Here is a 20,641-nt window from a genome sequence, read left to right as displayed (position 1 = left end):
CCGGGCGGCGCTCTGGCTGCTCCGCCGGAGCCCGGCCGGGGGCTTCGCCTCGGGGGCATCGAGCCCCCTTCGGCGAAGGGCCGGCAGGGCCAGCCGGCGCCCGGGCCCGGTGGCGGACAGACGAACGGCCCGCGGGGAACTCCCCCGCGGGCCGTCTGCTTGTGGCGGGTGGGCAGCCGCCCCGGAGCCGGGCGGATGCGCTCAGGCCCAGCGCTTCGGGAGCGGCGCCGGGCCTGCCCTCAGGGGAGTGTCGCGATGAGTTTCAGCATGCGGGCATAGACCTCGGCCGGGTCGGTGCAGCCGTTGAGCCAGAGGCAATTGTCGGGCTTGCCGGTCTGGCGCAGCCAGTCGACCACGGTCATGCCGGTGGTGAGCTCGCCGGCGCATTCCACGTCGACCGGGCAGAGCTTGCCGGTGAAGAGCTCGGGCCAGAGCAGGGCGGCGACGGCGACCGCGTCATGCAGCGGGCGGCTCTTCGTGCCGTGCTTGGCGTTGCCGTAGATCTCGAAGAAGCGCATCATGCCGCCGCAGGCGCGGCCCGTGAGGGTGCCGAGCGCCTCCAGCGGCTCCGACCAGCCCACCGGCGCGGGCGTTGCATGGGTGCAGTCGAGCGGCACGGCGGTGATCGGCACGCCGGAGCCGAGCACGATGCGCGCCGCCTCGGGGTCGACCATGATGTTGTACTCGGCGGCGGGGCTCATGTTGCCGCCCTCGAAATAGCCGCCGCCCATGAAGACGATGCGGTCGAGCCGCGAGGCGATCTCCGGCGCCCGACGCAGGGCCATCGCGACATTGGTCTGCGGCGCGAGGGCGATCAGCGTCACCTCGCGCTCGGCGCGGGCGATCAGCGTCTCGATGATGAAATCGACCGCGTGACCGGGCTCCGGCGCGCGCTCGGCCGGTGGCCAGTCCCAGCCGTCGATGCCGGTGTCGCCGTGGATCTCGGGCACCGGGCGCGGGGCGCGCACGATCGGCGCCGGGCAGCCGCGGAAGACCGGCACATGGCCGTGGCCGGCGCATTCGAGGATGCGGCGCGCGTTGTCGGCTGTCTGGGTCAGGGGCACGTTGCCCGAGACGGTGGTGAGCCCCAGCACCTCCAGCTCGGGGGAGGCCAGCGCCAGCAGGATGGCGAAGGCATCGTCCTGCCCCGGGTCGGTGTCGATGATGATCGGCGTGGTCATGCTCTGGCTGTCGCTCCCCTGGAACTGGCGTGAAGACTGCGCGATTCGTGTTCAGTTTGCGTGCAAAATTTCCATTCTGCACACCGAATGGACATTATCCTTCGGGTGTGAAGATTTTTCCTGCTGCTCGTTGTGCACCTACTACCCAATCCCGCCGGCCTGTGCAAATATTGTATACTGTATTGAACACTCAGCAGGAGGACATCATGCGAGGCGAGTTCACCAACATTCCGCTGGTCGACCTGTCGGGCCTGGCCGAGGGCGCCAGCGCCGAGGCCCGGGCCGAGACCGTCGAGACGCTGCGCGACGCGCTGACCCGGGTGGGCTTCGCCTATCTCGCCGGCCACGGCATCCCCCGCGAGGCGGTGGAGAACCTGCGCGAGCTGTCGCGGCAGTTCCACGCCCTGCCGGTGGACGAGAAGATGGCGCTGAAGATGAACGAGTTTCATCGCGGCTACATGCCCTTCTCCACCTCCACCATCGTGACCTCCACGGTCGACAAGGTGACCAAGCCGAACCAGAGCGAATCGCTCATGGTGATGCACGAGGTGCCCGAGGACGCCCCCTATGCCGGCGAGCCGCTGCACGGGCCCAACCAGTTTCCCGAGAAGATGCCCGAGCTGCGCGAGGCCGCACTCGACTACATGGAGCGGCTCTCGGCGCTGGGCGAGATGCTCTCCGGCGGGCTGGCCGAGGCGCTGGGCCTGCCGAGGGACTGGTTCCTGCCCCATTTCGACACGCCCACCCTGTTCCTGCGCCTGCTGCACTACCCCGAGCAGAAGGACGAGGAGAACCTGTTCGGCTCCGCGCCGCACACCGACTACGGCTTCGTGACCATCCTCGCGCAGGACGAGGTCGGCGGGCTCGAGGTGCGCAACAAGGACGGCGAGTGGATCCCCGCCCCGCCGATCCCCGACACGTTCGTGATGAACGTCGGCGACATCCTGGCGCGCTGGTCGAACGGGCGTTTCGTCTCCACCCCGCACCGGGTGCGCAACCTCTCCAAGCGCGACCGCTACTCGCAGCCGTTCTTCTACGACCCCTCGATGGACGCCACCGTGGCCTGCCCGGAGGAGTTCGTCGCCGCCGGCGAGACCGCCTATTCCAAGCCGGTGCGCTACGGCGACTACCTGCTGGAGCGGCTGAACAAGAACTACGACTACCGCAAGAAAGCATCCTGAAAACCGATTAGCCAACAGGGAGGCGGCGCGCCGCCCCGACAGTGAGAAGGAAGCATCGATGGTCCCGATGAACCGCAGGAACATGCTGCATGCGCTCGCCGCCCTCATGGGGGCGGGCATGCTGAAGATCCCCTCCGTGGCCGCGGCCACCGAGGAGCTGGTGATCACCACCTACGGCGGCAGCTGGGAGAAATTCTGGCGCGACAGCATGATCCCCGCCTTCACCGAGGCGAGCGGCGAGGCGGTGCGGCTCGATATCGGCCTCGGCCGCACCTACACCACCAACCTGCGCGCCGCCGGCACCGAAAACCCGCCCTACGGCGTGCTGATGACCAACGAGATCTACTCGACGGTGCTGCGCAAGGAAGGCTTCTTCGAGAAGCTCGACCTGGAGAAGGTGCCGAACTACGCCGACCTCTACCCCATCGCCACCCGCGCCTCCGACGGCTGGGCCGCGGTGGGGCTGATCTCGCCCATCGGCATCGGCTATCGCACCGACATGGTCCAGACCCCGCCGACGAAATGGACCGACCTCTGGGACAACCCGGAGTTCCGCGGCCAGATCGGCCTCTACAACATCGTGAACTCGGCCGGGAAGATGTTCCTGATGCTGACCTCGAAGATCTACGGCTCGGGCATCACCGACCTCGACACCGGCTTTGCCAAGCTCGCCGAGCTCGGCCAGGTGGTGCAGACCGATTTCAACATGTCCACGGCCATGGCCACGGGCGAGATCATCGTGGCGCCCTTCGACTTCGGCGAGATCGCCCGCCTGCGCAACCAGGGCCTGCCGGTGGACTGCATCATCCCCGAGGAGGGGCTGATGATGTGGGACCAGACCTTCAACATCTGCGTGAACCAGCCGGCGCGCGATGCCGCCTACAAGTATCTCGACTTCGTGCTCTCGCCCGAGGGCCAGACCCTGCTGATGGAGGAGTTCCTCGTCTCCCCCGTCAACCGCAAGGTCGAGGTGCCCGAGAGCCTCGCGCGTGACGTGCCGGTGAGCGGCGAGGCGATGGAGCAGTTCATCGACTGGGACTGGGACCTCATGAACGCCAACGCGGAAGAGATCGCCCGGCGCTGGAACGAGACCTTCGGCGCCTGACGCCCCTGCCCACGGAGGGCGCCGCGCGGGCTTGCGCGCGGCGCCCTTTCCTGATTTTCCCCAAGCCGCCCGCCGGCCCGGCGCCGGTGCGGCCCAGGTTTTCCGCGCCCCAGGACCCCCGATGACCGAAGTCTCCATCCTCTCCCTCGTCAAACGCTACGGCACGGCGCTCGCCGTGAACGATGTCACGCTGAAGGTGAACCACGGCGAGTTCGTCTCGCTGCTCGGCCCCTCGGGCTGCGGCAAGTCGACCACGCTCAAGTGCATCGCCGGCTTCGAGACCGTGAGCGACGGGCGCATCCTGTTCGACGGCCACGACATCTCCAACCGCGAGCCGGAGGACCGGGACATCGGCATGGTGTTCCAGAGCTACGCGCTGTTCCCGCACATGACGGTGGCGGGAAACCTCGCCTTCGGGCTGGAGATGCGCCGCGTCGCGCGCGACGAGATCAACCGCCGGGTGGCGGACGTGATGGAGCTCGTGCAGCTCTCGCAATACGCCGGCCGCTACCCGCGCGAGCTTTCCGGGGGCCAGCAGCAGCGCGTGGCCCTTGCCCGCGCCCTGGTGATCGAGCCCGCGATCCTGCTGCTCGACGAGCCGCTGGCAAACCTCGACGCCAAGCTGCGCGACGAGATGCGCACCTTCATCCGCGACCTGCAGAAGCGCGTCGGCATCACCACGCTCTACGTCACCCACGACCAGGGCGAGGCGATGACCATGTCCGACCGGGTGGTGGTGATGTTCGACGGCCGCATCGCCCAGGCCGCGGCGCCCGAGGATGTCTACGACCGCCCGGCCTCCGAGGCGGTGGCCCGCTTCGTGGGCAACGCCAACATCCTCACCGGCACGGTGGAGGCCGGGGCCGACGGCGCGCCCGGCCTGCGCTTCGGCTCCGAGGGCACGCTGCTGCGCCTGCCCGCCGCCCTGCCGGCCGGCACCGCCCCGGGCCGCGGCCTGCGGGTGATGGCCCGCCCCGAGCAGGTGCGCCTCACCGCGCCGGGCGCGGGCGACGCCACCGGCACCGTGGTCTCGCATTACTTCAACGGCGGGTTCATCGACTACCGGGTGCGCGTGGGCGCCGACGAGATCATGGTGCACGCCCCCACCGCCGACCGCTTTGCCGACGGCGCCGCCGTGGGCCTCGCCTTCGACGCCGGGCGCCTCTGGCCGCTGGAGGGCGCGGCATGAGCGGCCTCTTCCGGCGCCATTTCCTCATCCTGCCGGCGGCGGCGCTGCTGTTTCTCTTCGTGATGCTGCCTTACGTGAACGTGCTGGTGATGAGCCTGCGCGCGCCGTCGGACTCCACGCCCTACGGCGAAGGCTTCTCCGCCGGCGGCTACGTGAAGCTGTTCTCCGACCCCTATTACTTCGAGGCGCTGGGGCAGACCCTGTGGCTCGGCGTGCTCACCGCCTTCGTGTGCTTCCTGCTCGGCCTGCCCATCGCGCTGCACATCTCGCAGGCCTCGCGGCGCTGGCGCGGGCTGCTCTACGGCATCGTGCTCTCGCCGCTGCTGGTGGGCATCGTGGTGCGCTCCTACGGCTGGACCATCCTGCTGGGCAACACCGGGGTGATCAACGCCACCCTGCGCAACCTCGGGCTCATCGAGCGCCCCCTGCCGCTGATGTACAATTCCTTCGGCATCGTGGTGGCGCTGGCGCATGTGTTCCTGCCCTTCATGGTGCTGCCGGTGCTCGGCGCCCTGCAGGGGCTCGACCCCGCGGTGGGCTCGGCCGCGCGCTCGCTCGGCGCCTCGCGCTTCACCGTGTTCCGGCGCATCACCCTGCCGCTCGCCATGCCGGGCATCCAGTCCGGCGCGATCCTGGTGTTCGTGCTGGCGGTGAGCTCCTACGTCACCCCCGCCCTCGTGGGCGGCATGCGCGTGAAGACCATGACGGTGATGGTGGTCGACGCGCTGATCGACCAGTTCCAGTGGCCCTTCGGCTCGGCGCTGGCCCTCTCGCTCGCGGTCTCGGCCGGGGTGATCGTGCTGGTCTTCGCCCGTCTCACCCGCATGAAATGGAAGTGACCCAGATGCGCCTCGCCTCCGCCCTGCTGGGCCTGTTCCGCCTGCTCGTCTACGTCTTCCTGCTCGCGCCCATCGTGGTGGTGGTGCTGGCCTCGCTCAACGCGGGCAACTTCCTCACCTTCCCGCCGCAGGGCCTGTCGCTGCGCTGGTTCTTCACCTTTCTCGAGAACGAGGTGTTCCTGCGCGCCATCGGCTTCTCGGTGGTGCTCGGCCTCGCGGCCACCGCCGCCTCGCTGGTGATCGGCACCATGGCGGCCCTCTACTACGTGCGCCACGCGAAGCGCCGCGCCGAGAGCGTGCGCATCGCCATCCTGATGCCGCTGATCCTGCCCGAGATCCTCACCGCCATCGCGCTGCTGTTCTTCTTCTACGAGGTCGGCGTGGGCACCGAGTACTACATCGCCCTCTTCACCGGCCATGTGCTCATCACCCTGCCCTTCGTGTTCCTCAACGTGGTCACCTCGCTGCAGGGGATGGACGAGATGTGCGAGCTCGCCGCCCGCTCGCTGGGAGCGAAGCGCTTCACCGCCTTCCGGCGCATCACCCTGCCGCTGGCCAAGCCCGGCATGATCAACGGCGCGCTCTTCGCCTTCATCATCTCCTTTGACACCTTCGGCATTTCCTACATGCTCAAGGGCACCGGCTCCGCGCCGCTGCCCATCCAGCTGTTCGACTACCTGAGGTTCAATTTCACCCCCGAGGCCGCGGCCGTCTCCACCGTCAGCATCATCCTCACCCTCGCGGCGGTGATCCTGGCCGACCGTTTCTTCGGCCTGAAGGTCCAGAGGTTCTGATCCCCGTGTTCTCCGACGCCCCCTCCGCCCCCGCCGGGCCGATCGAGCGCCAGCCCATCGGCTTCGACGTGGCCGGGCGGCTGGAGCGCGAGATCATCCGCGGCGACCTCGCGCCCGGGGCCAAGCTGGTGGAGACCGAGCTCTCCGCCCGCTACGGCGTCTCGCGCTCGCCGCTGCGCGAGGCGCTGCAGATCGTCGAGGCGAGCGGTCTCGTCACCCGCCGGCCGCGCTACGGGGTGCGGGTGGCCGAGCTCTCGGTGGCCAACCTCGACGACATCTCCGTGTGCCGCGTGAGCCTGGAGGCCACCGCCGCCGCCCTGCTCGCCACGGCGCCCGAGCACCGCGCCATCGCCGACGCGCTCGATGCCCACGTGCAGCGCATGCGCGAGACCTTCGCCGCCGGCGACCTTCCCGGCTGTTTCGAGGCCAATGTCCGCCTCACCGACCATATCCACGCAGCCCTGCCGAACCCGGTTCTGCAGAAGCTGCTGGGCCAGCTCAACAAGCCCGCCCTGCGCTACCGCTACTGGGCCTACCAGCGCGCGCCGCAGACCGTGCGCATGCTCATCGGCTCGAACGAGCAGATGATCGGCGCCATCCGCAGCGGCGACGGCCAGAGCGCCGAGACCGTCACCTCCGGCCTGGTCTACGACGCCTGGCGCCAGGTGCGCGCCGCCCTGCTGGAGGCCTGAGGCGGGCCGGGGCCCGGGCCGCCGCCGGCGCCCGCGGCGAGGCCGCCCGCCGGGCGACCGGGAGCGCCCCCGGGGGCGCGCGGCCACGGCATGACTCGCATCGGCGGGGTTTTTGCGCTCTTGTGGTCCGGCCGGTGATCCGGCGCCGCGCCTGCCGCGTATACCCGTGGACGAAGCGGGAGCAGCGCATGCAATCGGCCAGATTGATCGAGCAACCACCGGGATATGCCGTGTCCGACCTCCGGAGCGAACAGGAACAGGCGCGGGCCCTGCGCGAGGCGGAAGCCGCGCGGCTGCGCGCCGAGCACCGCGCCCTCGTGGCCCGCATCGCCGGCGCGCGCGACCGCGCCGCCTTCGCCGCGCTCTTCGCCCATTTCGGCCCGCGGATAAAGGCGCTGATGATCCGCGCCGGTGCCGATCACGCCCAGGCCGACGACCTCGCCCAGGACGTGATGCTCACCGTCTGGCGCAAGATCGACCTCTACCACCCCGCCCGCGGCTCGGTTCAGGGCTGGATCTTCACCATCGCGCGCAACGCCCGCATCGACCGGCTGCGCCGCGGTTCGGCCCGGCCCTACGAGGACGTGGAGGCGCTCGAGCTCGCCTCCGACACCCCCGACGGCGAGGAGGGCGTGCTCTCCTCCGAGATCTGCGAGCACGTGGGCGCCGCCATCGCCACCCTTCCCGACGACCAGAGAACCATCATCGAATACGCCTATGCGCACGACCTGTCACAAACCCAGATCGCCCGGCGGCTGGAGCTGCCGCTTGGCACCGTCAAATCCCGGATGCGCCTCGCCTATGGCAGGCTCAAGGACCGGCTGGAGGAGCTGAGATGAACGTGCTTCATCATCTCGACGACGCCACCATCCTGCGCTACGCGAGCGGCGACCTCGACGAGGCCTTCGCCGTGGTCGTGGCCTCGCATCTCGCCATGTGCCCGGCCTGCCGCCGCGCCGTGCGCCTCGCCGAGGAGCTCGGCGGCAGCCTTCTCGAGGACACGGAGGAAACCGCCCTCGCGCCCCGCGCGCTGGAGCAGGTGCTGGCCCGGCTCGACACGCCGGCCCCCGCCCCACGCCTGGCCGAGGCGGAGCCCGGCGACGTGCCCCAGCCCCTGCGCCGCTACATCGGCCCCCGGCTCGACGACGTGCCCTGGAAGACCGTGGCGCCCGGCATCCGCCGCCACCGCATCCGCACCGGCAGCGCCTCGCCGCTCTACATGCTGCACATCGGCCCGGGCAAGGCGGTGCCCGAGCACGGCCATGGCGGGGCGGAGATGACGCTGATCCTCTCGGGCGCCTACAGCGACGCGCTCGGCCGCTTCGGCCCCGGCGACATCGCCGATCTCGACGAGCACGTGGAGCACCAGCCGCGGGTGGAGCCGGGCGCGCCCTGCATCTGCCTGGTGGCCACCGAGCGCCCCACCCGCTTCAAGGGGCTGGTCAGCCGGCTGCTGCAGCCTCTCGTGGGCATCTGACATGGACGGGACGCGCTGGGGCACGGTCTGGATCACCGGCGCGAGTTCGGGCATCGGCGCCGAGCTCGCCCGGCTCATGGCACCCACGGCCGGGCGCGTGGCGCTCTCCGCCCGCTCGGAGGAGAAGCTCGCCGCCCTCGCCGCCACGGCACCCGCGCTCGAGGCCCGGCCCCTCGACATCACCGACCGCGCCGCCGTCGCCGCCTGCGTCGCGGCGCTGGAGGCGGAGGGGCCCGTCGACCTCGCGGTGCTGAATGCCGGAACATGGGCGCTGATGGATGTCGAGGCGCTCGATGCGGAGGCGATCCGCCGCGGGATGGAGGTGAACTACCTCGGCGTGGTGAACGCGGTGGAGGCGCTGCTGCCCCCCATGCTGGCGCGCGGGGCGGGGCACATCGCCATCACCGCCTCGGTGGCGGGCTACCGGGGGTTGCCCAAGGCGATCGCCTACGGCCCGACAAAGGCGGCGCTGATCAATCTCGCCGAGACCCTGCGCTGCGAGCTCGCCCCCCGCGGCATCAGGGTAACGGTGATCTGCCCCGGCTTCGTCGACACGCCGATGACGCGCGACAACCCGTTTCCCATGCCCTCCATCGTCACCGCGGAGGAGGCCGCGCGCGAGATCCTCGGCGGCCTCGAGCGCGGCGCCTGGAAGATCACCTTTCCGCGCGGCTTCGCCCGGGTGATGGCCCTGCTCCGCATCCTCCCCGACGCGCTCTACTTCCGCGCCATCCGCCGCTTCGTCATGAAGCAGAAGCGCTGACCGTCCCGCCGCGCGGCACGCGCGGCCCGGCCCAAACCGCAGGAGACCCGCCCCGCAGGGGCGGGTCGACGAAGGACGGGAGGACTCCCCCCCACCCTCGCGAGGCCTGTCGGCCGGGGCCCTCCCGCGATGCGCCCACCTGCCGGTGACCGCACCCTTGGGCCGGGCCGGGTGCTGCGCACCCGGCGCCCGCGCCCGTGCCCCGGCGTGGGTTCGCAAACAGGCACGGCCCCGGCGCACCCGCCTGCAGGAAGCCGGCCGCCAGATCCTTGATCAGGCCCCTTCCATGGCCAGGCTCTCGATGCCCCGACGAGATGCACGCGGTTGCTTGCCGAGAGCGTCTGGGCGATGCGGCCGAACGTCACCGTCCCGACGCGGTCACCGGGCAAGGCGCAAAGGAGCGCACGCCTCGCTCCCCCGTCTGCGTCCGGTCTTTTGCCTCGTGTCCATGACGGATGACCCGCGCACCCGCTGCAGCAGGCGGCGATGGTCCCGCAACCTGCAAAGTCCTCTCCTGAGGACAAGAAGCGCACCGCGAATTCACCTGTTTCGCCCGGGCGATCAGCCCGGGCCGCGCCCGACGCTCCCCCCGGGAGGGCGCGATGGCGATGTCACCCGCCGCACAATCCTGGCCCCGGGACTTTAACGATAAACCGCCGACCGCGGGCGCTGCTGCGCCCACCCAGGGTCGGGCGCGTCCCTCGCCCCCTGTGTTCGGGCTCGCGTTCGCAAGGCACGCACCTGCCGCCTCCATGTCCGATCGGTGAAGTCGGGCCGCCGCTCCGCACGGCGGAGCGGCACGGCCCAACGCGGAGGCGACATTCGCGCGCAGCGCGGGTGTCAACGGAGAGGCGGGAGGCCTCCGGCATGTCGGATCGCTGGCGGAAAGGCGCACGGTGCCGGTGACATGGGCTGCGCACGGCAGGGCATCGCGGGTCTCCGCCGGCGGCTGTCCCCTGCGCGCCCCCTCAGGCCGGGGCCTTGCGCAGGCGGTAGAGGCCCACGTCGATGAGCCCGTCCTCGAAGCCCGCCTCGCAATAGGCGAGGTAGTAGCGCCAGCGGCGGCGGAAGCCCTCGTCGAAGCCGAGCTCGGCGATGCGCGGCCAGGCCTCCTCGAAGCGGTGGCGCCAGTCGGCAAGGGTGCGGGCGTAGGAGGCGCCGAAGCATTCCACGTGGTCGAGGGTGAGGCCCGCGCGCGCGCCCTGCTCGCGGATCACCTGCCGGGTGGGCAGCATGCCGCCGGGGAACACGTGGCGCTGGATGAAATCGGCCGAGCGGCGGTAGCGCTCGAAATGCGCCTCGTCGATGGTGATCGCCTGGATCACCGCCGAGCCGCCCTGGCGCAGGCGCTCGCCCAGCACGCGGAAATACTGCGGCCAGTAGGCCTCGCCCACCGCCTCGATCATCTCGATGGAGACGATCCGATCGTAGAGCCCGCCGGTGTCGCGGTAATCCTCGAGGCGGAAATCGCAGCGCGCGGCGAGGCCGGCGGCCTCCGCCTTCTCGCGCGCGAAGGCGAGCTGCTCGTGCGACAGGGTGAGGCCGGTGACCCGGGTCTCGCCCGTGGCCGCCGCCATGCAGGCGAGCGCGCCCCAGCCGGAGCCGATCTCCAGCACCTCCGCCGCGCGGTCCTGCCGCAGGTCGAGCAGGGCGACGATGCGGGCCAGCTTCTCGCGCTGCGCCTCTTCGAGCGTGCTGCCGGCGTCGGGGTAGATGGCGGAGGAATAGACCATCTCGCCGTCGAGCCAGGCGCGGAAGAAGGCGTTGCCGAGGTCGTAATGCTCCATGATGTTGCGCTTGCTGCCCGAGCGCGAGTTGCGCCGCATCAGGTGGGCCAGCCGGTCGAGCCCGCGCACCCGGAAGAAGCGCCGGCCGGAGCGGGCGAGGTTGTCGCGGTTGCGCAGGAAGAAGCGGAACAGGGCGGTGAGGTCGGAACACTCCACGTCGCGGTCCATGTAGGCCTCGGCGAAGCCGATGGCGCCGGAGCGCAGGCCGGCGCGCAGCACCCGGAAGTTGCGCAGCTTCAGCACCGGCTCGGCGGCGTCGCCCGCGCGACCGAAGCGCAGGCGGGTGCCGCCGGGCAGCTCGACCACCAGCGCGCCCTGCGGCTCCCAGTCGAGCACGCGGCGGGCGATGCGCAGCACCAGCGCCTCCAGCGGCGAGGGACGGCGCGCGGTGCCTTCGGTCCCTGTCCGGGGGGTCAGTTCGGTGAGCATGCCTCGGCCTCCTGCACTGCGGTCGGCGCCCCCTGTCTGATCGGCACCCCGTGGCTGACCGCCGATACCGGGCCCCGGGGGCGGGGCTTCAGCCGCAGCCCCTTCGCCCAGAGCCGCAGCGCCTCGTAATGGATGCCGGTCATCACCTTCGCGGTCAACCACCCCGTTCGTAGCAGGGCGCCGAGCAGGGCCCGGTCGGTGAGCGGCCGGCCGCGCGCGGCGAAATGCGCCTTCAGGAGCGGCCCGCCCGCATCGCGCAGCGCCACGCCGAGGCCGAGCTGCTCACCCGGCGTGGTGAGGTTGAAGCTGTAGGCGCCCGAGACATCGTTGAAGGGCGAGACGTAGAGCGCCTTGTCGCAGGTCTGGTGCACATGGCCCTTCGCATCGGGGCGGGCGGGCAGCACGTAGGTGCGGCGCTGGCCGAAGGTGTTGTTCACCTCGTAGACCATCAGGCAGATGCGCCCGCCGGCGTCGTAGCCGTAATAGACCGTCACCGGGTTGAACACATAGCCCAGCACGCGCGGGTAGCACAGCATCTCGAAGCGGCGCACCAGCCCGCCGCCGGGGCTGGCGGCGGCGAGGCGGAACAGCCAGTCGCCGATCGGGCCGCCGTCGCCATGATCGGCGTCGCGGATCTCGAGCAGGTTGCGCCGGTTGTGCGACAGGATGCGGTGGCGCGCCCCGAGGCCGCCCAGCTCGCCCACGTCCACCAGCAGCGCGAAGACCCGGTAGCGCAGCGCGTGGGTGACAGGGCGCAGGCGCGTGTGGCGCACCTCGCCCTCGTAGATCATGTCGGGCATCATACCGCCGTTTCCATTCTTGCCGCAGGGGCAAGGGTGATGCGGCCGGAAGGGTTTTCAACCTGCCAGGGCCGGGTGACACCGCCCAGCTCCTCCGCCACCGCGAGGCCGCTCTGCAGCCCGTCCTCGTGGAAGCCGTGCCCGGCGTAGGAGCCGCAGAACCAGGTGCGCCGCGGGCCCTGCAGCGCCCAGAGCCGGCGCTGTGCCGCGAGCGCGCCGGCGTCGAACACCGGGTGGCGGTAGGTGAAGCGCGCGTCCACCGCCTTGGGGTGGATCTCCTCCCAGGGGTTGAGGGTGACGAAATGCTCCACCGGGCTCGCCAGCCCCTGCAGGCGGTTCATCCAGTAGGTGACGCAGAGCCCCTCGCCCCTGCCGCCGCGGGCCATGTAGTTCCACGACGACCACAGCCGCCGGCGCTTCGGCATCCAGCGCGCGTCGCGGTGCAGCACGGCGGTGTTGTCCTGGTAGGAGAAGGCGCCGAGCACCTCGCGCTCGCGCGCATCCGGCGCGTCGATCAGGCCCAGCGCCTGGTCGGCATGGGTGGCGAGCACGGCGTGGTCGAAGGGCCGCTCGGTGCCGCGCCCGTCGGTCACGTGGACGAAGCCGGGGTGGCGCACCACCCGGTTCACCGCGTTGCCCGGCTGCAGCTCGATGCCCCGGCCGGCGAGCAGCCGGTTCACGTATTCCCGGCTGCCGCCGCACACGGTGCGCCAGGCCGGCCGGTCGCGGAACCGCAGCAGGCCGTGGTTGCCGTAGAAATCGATGAAGCTGCGGGCCGGGAAGTCGAGCATGCCGGCGGCGGAGGTCGACCAGATGGCCGCCCCCATCGGCAGGATATGGCGGTTCACGAAGCCCTCGCCATAGCCCTCCCGCGCGAGGAAGGCGCCCAGCGGCGTGTCTTCCGGACAGGCCTGCACGCGGGCCTGCGCGGTGCGGAAGAAGCGCCTCACGTCGCGCAGCAGGCGCCAGTGGTCGGGGCGGAACAGGTTTGCCGGCTGGCCGAAGAAGCCGCCCGCGCCGGAGCCCGCGTATTCGTAGCGCCCCCCGTCGGCGGAGAAGGCGAAGCTCATCTGCGTGGCCCGGCTCTCCACCCCCAGCCGGCCGAAGAGCGCGGTGAGATTGGGGTAGTTGAGCTCGTTGAACACGATGAAGCCCGTGTCCACCGGCACCGGGCCGGCGGGGGTATCCACGTCGACGGTGTTGGCGTGGCCGCCGAGGCGGCCCTCGGTCTCGTAGAGCGTCACCTGATGGCGCTGCGCCAGCAGCCAGGCCGCCGAGAGGCCGGAGATGCCCGAGCCGATCACCGCGATCTTGAGAGGATTCATGCTTTGCTCCGAACGCGTTCCCATGAACGGACTACGCGGGGCGGGGCATTTCGGATCACGGCCGCGGCGGGAAATCGCCTGCCGCGGTGATCCGCCGCGCGCAGGCCTGCGTATTGCGCAGCGACATCCCCCGCCCCGGCGGGCCCGACCCGACAGGAAAGCCATGGCCCAGTATTCGATTGCCTATCTCGTGACCGCCGTCGTGTTCTTCGCCATCGACTATGTCTGGCTGTCGCGCATCGCCACCGGGCTCTACATGCAGGAGATCGGGGCGCTGATGCGCGAGCGGCCGAACCTCGCCGCCGCCGCCGGCTTCTACCTCGTCTACGTGGTGGGGGTGGTGTATTTCGCCGTGGCCCCGGCGCTGGCCGAGGCTGCGGCCGCACAGGCGCTGCTGCGCGGCGCGCTCTTCGGCTTCTTCGCCTATGCCACCTACGACATGACCAACTACGCCACCCTGCGCGACTGGCCGGTGAAGATCGTGGTGATCGACATCGCCTGGGGCACCGCGCTCACCGGGGTCTCGGCGCTGGCGGGCTACTGGGGCACCCGGGCGCTCGGCGCCGGCTGAGCCCCCCGCGCCGGCCCGCTCAGGCCGGCTCGGCCGGGGCCCGCACCCGGGCGAGCAGCAGGCTCACCATCGCCTCGTGCAGCCGGGCGCTGAGCTCCGGGCGGGGCGGCAGGTCGCGGCGCAGGCCCACGCCGTCGAAGATCAGCATCAGCATGTAGGAGATCGCCTCCGGGCTCACGCCCGCGCGGCCGAAATCTCCCACCTGGTTTAGGATCTCCAGGATCCGCCCCTCCGCCCAGCGCAGCAGGTCGGAGGTATAGCCGTCCGGTGGGCCGGTGACCGAGACCGCCTGCACGAGGGCGCGGGTGTAGCCGTCGGGGTCGGCGGGGATGTCCTCGAGGATGCCGCGCACGAGGCAGCGGAGCTTCGCCTCCGCCCCTTCCTCGGCCGCCACGCGGGCCTCCAGCGCGCTCACCTGCTCCTTCAGCCAGGGCTCGTAGATCTCCAGCATGATGGCGAGCTTGGAAGGGTAGTAGACGTAGAGGTTCGACGTCGACATGCCCCCGGTGCGGGCGATCCGGCTCATCGTGGTGGCGGCGTAGCCGTCACGGGTGAACAGCTCGGTCGCCGCCGCGAGTATCGCCTTGCGCACATCATCACTCTTCGGGCGCATGCTCCGCCTCCGTCTGCTCGGTTCCTCGAGCGGGTGCTATGGCATGAAATTTTACCGAACGCCATTCGCTATTGACAGACTCGCGGGTCGGTCACAAAACTGAATCACGTTCGCTAAAGCGCCGCAAAGGTGCCTCCATCCAACGAGAACTCCCGGCCCGGAAAGCCTTTTTCCGGGAACGGGACAGGATTGCCAGCCAACAGGGAAACCAAGAATGAAACCTGCATTCCGCACGATCGCCGCCCTGGCGCTCGCCGCCGCATGGGCCGTCCCGGGCCTCGCGGCAGACCCGGTGCGCATCGGGGTGGGCATCGCCCGCACCGGCCCCATCGCCCCCGCCGCCGCGCCGCAGCTCCAGGCCTACGAGCTCTGGGTCGACCAGGTGAACGCCGCCGGCGGGCTCGACGTGAAGGGCGAGAAGCGGCCCGTCGAGCTGGTGGTCTACGACGACCAGTCCAACTTCGCCAATGAGGCCGGCATCTACGAGAAGCTCATCACCGACGACAAGGTCGACCTGCTGCTCTCGCCGCATTCCACCCCGGCGCATTTCGCCATCGTGGGCGTGCTGGAGCGCTACGGCTTCCCGGTGGTGGGCTCCACCGCCGCCTCGGTGCAGCTCAAGGAGCTGGAGCCGGGCAACATCTGGTTCCCCACCTCCGCCTTCGCCGACACGATGGCGCCGGAGTTCGCGAAGCTGCTCAAGGCGCAGGGCGTGAAGACCGTGGGCCTCGCCATGCAGCAGTCGCCCTTCCCGCAGGAAGTGGCGAAATACTTCCGCCCGGCGCTGGAGGAGGCCGGCATCGAGATCGTGGCCGACGAGGAATACGCGATGAGCGCGAAGGACCTCACCTCGGTGGTCTCGGCCATCAAGGCGGCACAGCCCGACGCGGCCGTCATCCTCGACCTGCCGCCCGACGGCGTGCTCTACATGCGCGCCGCGCGCGAGCAGGGGCTCGACGTGCCCTACCAGTTCATGCTGCTCGGCCCCTCGGCGGATTTCTTCAAGAAGATGTTCGGCCCCGCGCTCGACGGCATGATGACCATCGGCCACTGGACGCCCTACAAGGCCGAATGGCCCCGGGCGATGCCCTTCTTCGAGGCCTATACCGCGCGCTTCGGCGAGGAGCCGGACTATCTCGATGTCGCCCTGTCCTGGATGTCGGTGGAGATCCTGCAGCAGGCGGTGGCGCAGGCCGGGCTCGACCATGACGCCCTGCGCGAGGCGATCTCCTCGATGACCTTCGACACCATCAACGGCCCGGTGCGCTTCGAGGGGGTGGAGAATGTCGAGACCCCGGTGATGTTCCTGCAGATCCAGGACGGCAAGACCCAGGTGGTCTGGCCCGAGGCCGAGGCCTCCGCCCCGGTGGCGAAGATCTCCGCACCGGCGGACTGACCCCCGCCCCGAGGCCGGCCGGGGCCGCCCCACGCGCGCGCCCCGGCCTTACCGCACTCCTTGATCCGGAGGTCCCGCATGGATCAGATATTCTCGATGCAGCTGCTCATCGCGGCGCTGGTGCTGTCCTCTATCTACGTGCTCGTGGCGCTGGGGCTGAACCTCGTCTACGGCACGATGCGCCTGCTCAACGTGGCGCATGGCGAGCTGATGATGATCGGCGGCTACGTGGCCTACTGGGCCTTCGCCCTCACCGGCACCGGCGCGCTGGTCTCGATGTTCGCCGCCGTGGCGCTCACCGCCGGGCTGGGGGGCGCCTTCTACCTCGCCGTGTTCCGCCCGCTGTCGCGCCGCGCGGCGCTGGCCGCCCGGCTGGAACAGAACTCGATGATCATCTTCTTCGGCGTCTCGATCGTCATCCAGAACCTGATGTCGCTCGCCTTCGCCGCCGACCCGCGCTCCTACGACTATCTCGACACGCTCATCGACCTCGGCGGCGGCCGGGTGGAGCTGAACCGGCTGGTGATCCTCGGCGTGGGCACGGCCGTCACGCTCGCCTGCGTGGGCTTCTTCCGCTTCCACCGCCTCGGCCTCGCCGCCCGCGCGCTGATCCAGAACCGCGACGCGGCGGCGCTGATCGGCATCGACGCCGACCGCATCAACCTCATGGTGTTCTGCCTCGGCTTCGGCCTCGCCGGGCTCGCCGGCGCGCTGGTGAGCATGACGGAGGAGATCACCCCCTTCGGCGGCTTCCCCTACACCATCGCGGCCTTCATCGTGATCATCCTCGGGGGGCTGGGAAACCTCGCCGGCGGCATCCTGGGCGGCATCCTCCTCGCCTTCATCGAGATCTACGGCGCGGCGCTCACCTCCTCCGCCTACCGCTCGATCCTGATCTACGGCGTGTTCATCGCCATCCTGTCGCTGCGCCCGCAGGGGCTGATGGGCCGGAGGCTGGCATGAGCGCGGAAGCCGATACCCGCCCCGCCCCGCGCGCCCTGCCCGCAGGCCTCGCGCCGGTCGCACTGCTCGCCCTCCTCGGCCTGCTCGCCGCCCTGCCCGCCCTCGCCGGGGCCTACTGGCTGTCGGTGGCGCTGCAGCTCCTCTCCATGGTGGCGCTCACCCAGAGCTGGGTCGCCTTCTCCGGCATGACCGGCTACGCCTCGCTCGGCTATGCCGCCTTCTACGGGCTCGGCGCCTACGTGATGGCGGTGTTCTGGCGCGACATCCCGCTCTGGGGGCTGCTGCCGCTGGCGGGCCTCGCCTCCGGCGCGCTGGCGCTGGTGGTCGGCTACGTGGCGCTGCGGGTGCGGGGGCCGTATTTCGTCATCCTCACGCTGGGCATCGCCGAGTTCGTGAAATTCGTGGTGATCGCGCTCGAGGCCGCCTCCGGCTCCAGCGGGCGGCTGCTGTTCGGCGGGCCCTCGCCGGCGGCGCTCTACTGGATCATGCTCGGCCTCGCGGTGGCGGCGACGCTGCTCACCCGGGCCATCGGGCGCTCGCGCTTCGGCATCGGCCTGCGCACCATCCGCGAGGACGAGACCGCCGCCGTCACCATCGGCGTGCCGGCCACCCGGCTGAAGACCCTGGCCTTCACCCTCTCCGCCCTCATCCCCGGCATGGTGGGCGCGGTCTGGGTGCTGCGCGCCACCTATTTCGAGCCGATGCAGATGTTCAGCCCCGCCACCTCCTTCTCCATCATCACCATGGCGATCATCGGCGGCTCGGACCGGGCCTCCGGCGCGGTGCTCGGCGCGGTGTTCGTGGGGCTGCTCTCCGAGCTGCTCTGGTCCACCGCGCCGCAGCTCTACCTCGTCATCCTCGGGGTGCTGCTGGTGGGCTTCGTGCTCTTCGTGCCGGAGGGGCTCTCGGGCCGGCTCGCGGCCCTCGCGGGGAGGGCGCGCGCATGAGCCTGCTCTCCGTCCGCAATGTCACCCGGCGCTTCGGCGGCATCCTCGCCGTGTCCGACGTGAGCTTCGATGTCGGCCGGGGCGAGATCCTCGGGCTGATGGGCGCGAACGGCGCCGGCAAGACCACGCTCATGTCGATGCTGGCCGGAAACGTGGCGCCCTCCTCCGGCGAGATCCTGCTCGAGGGCCGGCGCATCCACGGGCTGCCGCCCGAGCGGGTGAACCGGCTGGGCGTGGCCCGCACCTTCCAGATCGTGCGGCCCTTCGCCGGCATGAGCGTGGCGGAGAATGTCGCGGCGGCCGCACTTTACGGCGGCGGCCGCCTCGCCTCGCCCGCCGAGGCGCGCAGGGTGGCACTCGACATCCTCGCCGCCACCGGGCTGGCGGACCGCGCCGAGCGCCCGGCCGGCGCGCTCAACCTCGCGGGGCGCAAGCGGCTGGAGGTGGCGCGCGCGCTGGCCACCCGGCCGAAGCTGCTGCTGCTCGACGAGGTGCTCGCCGGGCTCAACGCCAGCGAGGCGGAGGACGCGCTCGGGCTCATCCGCCGCCTGCGCGCCGAGCACGACCTCACCATCATCATCATCGAGCACGTGATGAAGGCGCTGATGCGCCTGTCGGACCGCATCGTGGTGCTGCACGACGGCCACAAGGTGACCGAGGGCGCGCCCGCGGCCGTGGCGGCCGACCCGCGCGTGATCGAGGCCTACCTGGGGAAGAGCAAATATGTCCAGCCTGCTTGAGATCGCCGGGCTCGACGCCGGCTACGGCGAGGTGGGCGTGCTGCACGCCGTCTCGCTCAGCGTGCCCGAGGGCGGCATCACCGCGGTCATCGGCTCCAACGGTGCGGGCAAGACCACGCTGATGCGCGCCGCCTCCGGGCTGGTGGCACCGCGCGCCGGCAGCATCCGCTTTGCAGGCAGCGAGGTGGGCGCCCTGCCCGCCCACCGCCGGGTGGAGCTCGGCCTCGCGCTGGTGCCCGAGGGGCGGATGGTGTTCCCCGAGCTCACCGTGCACGAAACCCTCACCATCGGCGGCTATGCCCGCCGGGCCCGGGCCGGGGCGGCGGCGCGCATCGATGAGATGTACGCGCTCTTCCCCCGGCTGGCGGAGCGGCGGCACGCGCAGGGCGGCGCGCTCTCGGGCGGCGAACAGCAGATGCTCGCGCTTGCCCGCGGGCTGATGAGCCGGCCCCGGCTGCTGCTGCTCGACGAGCCCTCGCTCGGCCTTTCGCCGGTGATGGCGGAGGAGGTGATGGACGCGGTGCTGCGCATCCGCGAGGCCGGCACCACCATCTGCCTCGTTGAGCAGAACGTGTATTCCGCCCTCGCCGTGGCCGACCGCGCCTACGTGATGGAGGAGGGCCGCGTGGTGAAATCCGGCACCGGCGCGGCCCTGCTCACCGATGACAGCATCCGCGAAAGCTACCTCGGGATGTAGGAGCCCCGCCCCCCCGTTTTTACCGCCGGCCCCCGGGCCGGCCCACCCCCGCGCTTCCGCCCCCCGGCGGGAGACGGAGCCCTGCACCCGCACGACAGGGCAGACCCAGCAGAGGAGAGACCCGAAGATGACCACCGACACGACAGACGCCGGCACCCGCCCGGCCGCGAAGCCGAAATACTTCACCCCCCGCCGCATCGGCCACGTGAACCTCTGGGTGGAGGACCTCCAGACCTCGGAGGATTTCTACAACCAGTTCTGCGGCCTGAACGTGGAGTTCACCGAGCCCGACCTGATCGCCACCTTCCTCGGCACCGGCCACACGCCGCATGACCTCGGGATGATGGAAACCACCAAGGGCAAGGACCGCTACGGCAAGAACGGCCTGCTGCAGCTGCCCGGCACCATCGGCCTCGCACCCGGGCTCAACCACCTCGCCTGGGAGCTGGAGAACGAGAAGGACCTCGTCGACGCCTTCCGCGCCCTGAAGGCCGACGGCATCGACACCGACATGACCGTCGACCACCAGGTGGCGCATTCGGTCTACATCTTCGACCCCGACGGCAACTACAACGAGTATTACTGCGACACGATCAAGGACTGGCGCTCGGTGCTCTCGGGCCCGCAGGAGCTCATCACCTCCGCCTGGGACCCGCTCACCGCCGAGGGCTTCACCGACAGCCGCTACGACGAGAACCCGGTGCTGCGCTATGTCGAGACCGCCTTCGTCCACCCCCAGCGCCTCACCCACGCGGTGCTGCACACCGCGCAGCTTCCCGCGCTCGAGGATTTCTACTGCCGCATCGGCGGCATGCGCGTGGCCTCGCGGCAGAAGGACGGCGGGCGCGAGGTGATCTACCTCGCCAGCGCGCTGCCCAACTACCTCTACAACCTCGTGATCGTCTCCGGCCCGGAGGCGCGGTTCGGCAATTCCGGCTTCGAGCTGAAGAGCGAGGAGAAGCTGCAGGAGGCGGTGGACAAGCTGAAGGGTGCCGGCATCGCCATCGAGGCCGAGGTCGACCTGCCCTGGAAGCGCGCCTTCTACCTGCGCGACCCCGACGGCCTGCTCTCCGAGTATTACGTGCGCCGGCCGGTGGACATCGACGTGACGCAGCGCGGCACCGTCCCCCTCGAGTTCGCGGTCTGAGGGGG

General features: G+C 70.6%; 21 protein-coding genes. 16 read left to right on the top strand and 5 right to left on the bottom strand.

Annotated features, from left to right (window positions below; translation table 11 throughout):
* Positions 1-239: 239 nt before the first annotated feature.
* The gene (locus tag D3P35_RS03270; protein ID WP_118133022.1) at positions 240-1,181 is read right to left on the bottom strand and encodes a nucleoside hydrolase; all 942 of its coding nucleotides are present in this window, start codon (positions 1,179-1,181) and stop codon (positions 240-242) included.
* 206 nt (positions 1,182-1,387) lie between these two features.
* Here D3P35_RS03270 and D3P35_RS03265 point away from each other — a divergent pair, with 206 nt between their 5' ends.
* The 9 genes from D3P35_RS03265 to D3P35_RS03225 all read left to right on the top strand — a co-directional run bounded on the left by D3P35_RS03265 (position 1,388) and on the right by D3P35_RS03225 (position 9,221).
* A complete protein-coding gene (locus D3P35_RS03265; protein WP_118133021.1) occupies positions 1,388-2,362 on the top strand; it encodes an isopenicillin N synthase family oxygenase in 975 nt (324 codons plus the stop codon).
* A 58-nt stretch (positions 2,363-2,420) separates the two neighbouring features.
* Entirely contained in the window at positions 2,421-3,467 is a 1,047-nt protein-coding gene (locus D3P35_RS03260; protein WP_118133020.1) for an ABC transporter substrate-binding protein, read from the top strand.
* 121 nt (positions 3,468-3,588) lie between these two features.
* Positions 3,589-4,656, top strand: a complete 1,068-nt coding sequence (locus D3P35_RS03255; protein ID WP_118133019.1) for an ABC transporter ATP-binding protein — start codon at positions 3,589-3,591, stop codon at positions 4,654-4,656.
* Entirely contained in the window at positions 4,653-5,495 is an 843-nt protein-coding gene (locus tag D3P35_RS03250; protein WP_118133018.1) for an ABC transporter permease, read from the top strand. Before D3P35_RS03255 ends, D3P35_RS03250 begins: the two co-directional genes overlap by 4 nt.
* Positions 5,496-5,500: 5 nt before the next feature.
* Entirely contained in the window at positions 5,501-6,289 is a 789-nt protein-coding gene (locus D3P35_RS03245; RefSeq protein WP_232830367.1) for an ABC transporter permease, read from the top strand.
* A gap of 5 nt (positions 6,290-6,294) precedes the next feature.
* Positions 6,295-6,981, top strand: a complete 687-nt coding sequence (locus D3P35_RS03240) for a GntR family transcriptional regulator (RefSeq protein WP_118133016.1) — start codon at positions 6,295-6,297, stop codon at positions 6,979-6,981.
* Positions 6,982-7,211: 230 nt separating this feature from the next.
* Positions 7,212-7,820 (top strand): sigma-70 family RNA polymerase sigma factor, encoded by a 609-nt coding sequence (locus D3P35_RS03235; protein WP_232830352.1) that lies wholly within the window; start codon positions 7,212-7,214, stop codon positions 7,818-7,820.
* Positions 7,817-8,458, top strand: a complete 642-nt coding sequence (locus D3P35_RS03230; protein WP_118133014.1) for a ChrR family anti-sigma-E factor — start codon at positions 7,817-7,819, stop codon at positions 8,456-8,458. Before D3P35_RS03235 ends, D3P35_RS03230 begins: the two co-directional genes overlap by 4 nt.
* Position 8,459: 1 nt before the next feature.
* Entirely contained in the window at positions 8,460-9,221 is a 762-nt protein-coding gene (locus tag D3P35_RS03225; RefSeq protein ID WP_118133013.1) for an SDR family oxidoreductase, read from the top strand.
* 968 nt (positions 9,222-10,189) lie between these two features.
* Here the strand turns inward: D3P35_RS03225 and D3P35_RS03220 are convergent.
* The 3 genes from D3P35_RS03220 to D3P35_RS03210 are packed head-to-tail and all read right to left on the bottom strand — an operon-like array spanning position 10,190 to position 13,562.
* Positions 10,190-11,437, bottom strand: a complete 1,248-nt coding sequence (locus tag D3P35_RS03220; protein WP_118133012.1) for a cyclopropane-fatty-acyl-phospholipid synthase family protein — start codon at positions 11,435-11,437, stop codon at positions 10,190-10,192.
* Entirely contained in the window at positions 11,422-12,240 is an 819-nt protein-coding gene (locus D3P35_RS03215) for a DUF1365 domain-containing protein (protein WP_118133011.1), read from the bottom strand. Before D3P35_RS03215 ends, D3P35_RS03220 begins: the two co-directional genes overlap by 16 nt.
* Positions 12,237-13,562: an NAD(P)/FAD-dependent oxidoreductase gene (locus tag D3P35_RS03210; RefSeq protein ID WP_198670444.1), complete on the bottom strand. Its 1,326-nt coding sequence runs from the start codon at positions 13,560-13,562 to the stop codon at positions 12,237-12,239. Before D3P35_RS03210 ends, D3P35_RS03215 begins: the two co-directional genes overlap by 4 nt.
* A gap of 163 nt (positions 13,563-13,725) precedes the next feature.
* Here D3P35_RS03210 and D3P35_RS03205 point away from each other — a divergent pair, with 163 nt between their 5' ends.
* Complete coding sequence (locus D3P35_RS03205; RefSeq protein ID WP_118133009.1) at positions 13,726-14,133, top strand: DUF2177 family protein; 408 nt, start codon at positions 13,726-13,728, stop codon at positions 14,131-14,133.
* A gap of 19 nt (positions 14,134-14,152) precedes the next feature.
* On the opposite strand, the gene D3P35_RS26040 is transcribed toward D3P35_RS03205, so the two are convergent.
* Entirely contained in the window at positions 14,153-14,746 is a 594-nt protein-coding gene (locus D3P35_RS26040; RefSeq protein WP_157982017.1) for a TetR/AcrR family transcriptional regulator, read from the bottom strand.
* A 214-nt stretch (positions 14,747-14,960) separates the two neighbouring features.
* Between D3P35_RS26040 and D3P35_RS03190 the strand changes: the two genes are divergently transcribed.
* From D3P35_RS03190 to D3P35_RS03165, 6 genes are all read left to right on the top strand, one after another.
* On the top strand, positions 14,961-16,142 hold the full coding sequence (locus D3P35_RS03190) for an amino acid ABC transporter substrate-binding protein (protein ID WP_118133008.1): 1,182 nt from the start codon (positions 14,961-14,963) through the stop codon (positions 16,140-16,142).
* A gap of 78 nt (positions 16,143-16,220) precedes the next feature.
* On the top strand, positions 16,221-17,105 hold the full coding sequence (locus D3P35_RS03185) for a branched-chain amino acid ABC transporter permease (protein ID WP_118133007.1): 885 nt from the start codon (positions 16,221-16,223) through the stop codon (positions 17,103-17,105).
* Entirely contained in the window at positions 17,102-18,052 is a 951-nt protein-coding gene (locus D3P35_RS03180; RefSeq protein WP_118133006.1) for a branched-chain amino acid ABC transporter permease, read from the top strand. The genes D3P35_RS03185 and D3P35_RS03180 overlap by 4 nt, the downstream gene beginning before the upstream one ends.
* Entirely contained in the window at positions 18,049-18,792 is a 744-nt protein-coding gene (locus D3P35_RS03175) for an ABC transporter ATP-binding protein (RefSeq protein WP_118133005.1), read from the top strand. The genes D3P35_RS03180 and D3P35_RS03175 overlap by 4 nt, the downstream gene beginning before the upstream one ends.
* Entirely contained in the window at positions 18,776-19,489 is a 714-nt protein-coding gene (locus D3P35_RS03170) for an ABC transporter ATP-binding protein (protein ID WP_118133004.1), read from the top strand. The genes D3P35_RS03175 and D3P35_RS03170 overlap by 17 nt, the downstream gene beginning before the upstream one ends.
* Before the next feature lie 127 nt (positions 19,490-19,616).
* Complete coding sequence (locus D3P35_RS03165) at positions 19,617-20,636, top strand: VOC family protein (RefSeq protein WP_118133003.1); 1,020 nt, start codon at positions 19,617-19,619, stop codon at positions 20,634-20,636.
* Positions 20,637-20,641: the final 5 nt, after the last annotated feature.

It is taken from the genome of Oceanicella sp. SM1341, from assembly GCF_003448965.1.
GTDB lineage: Bacteria > Pseudomonadota > Alphaproteobacteria > Rhodobacterales > Rhodobacteraceae > Paroceanicella.
The sequence above is the reverse complement of the archived record's forward strand: the minus strand, read 5'-3'. Positions and strand labels throughout refer to the sequence as shown.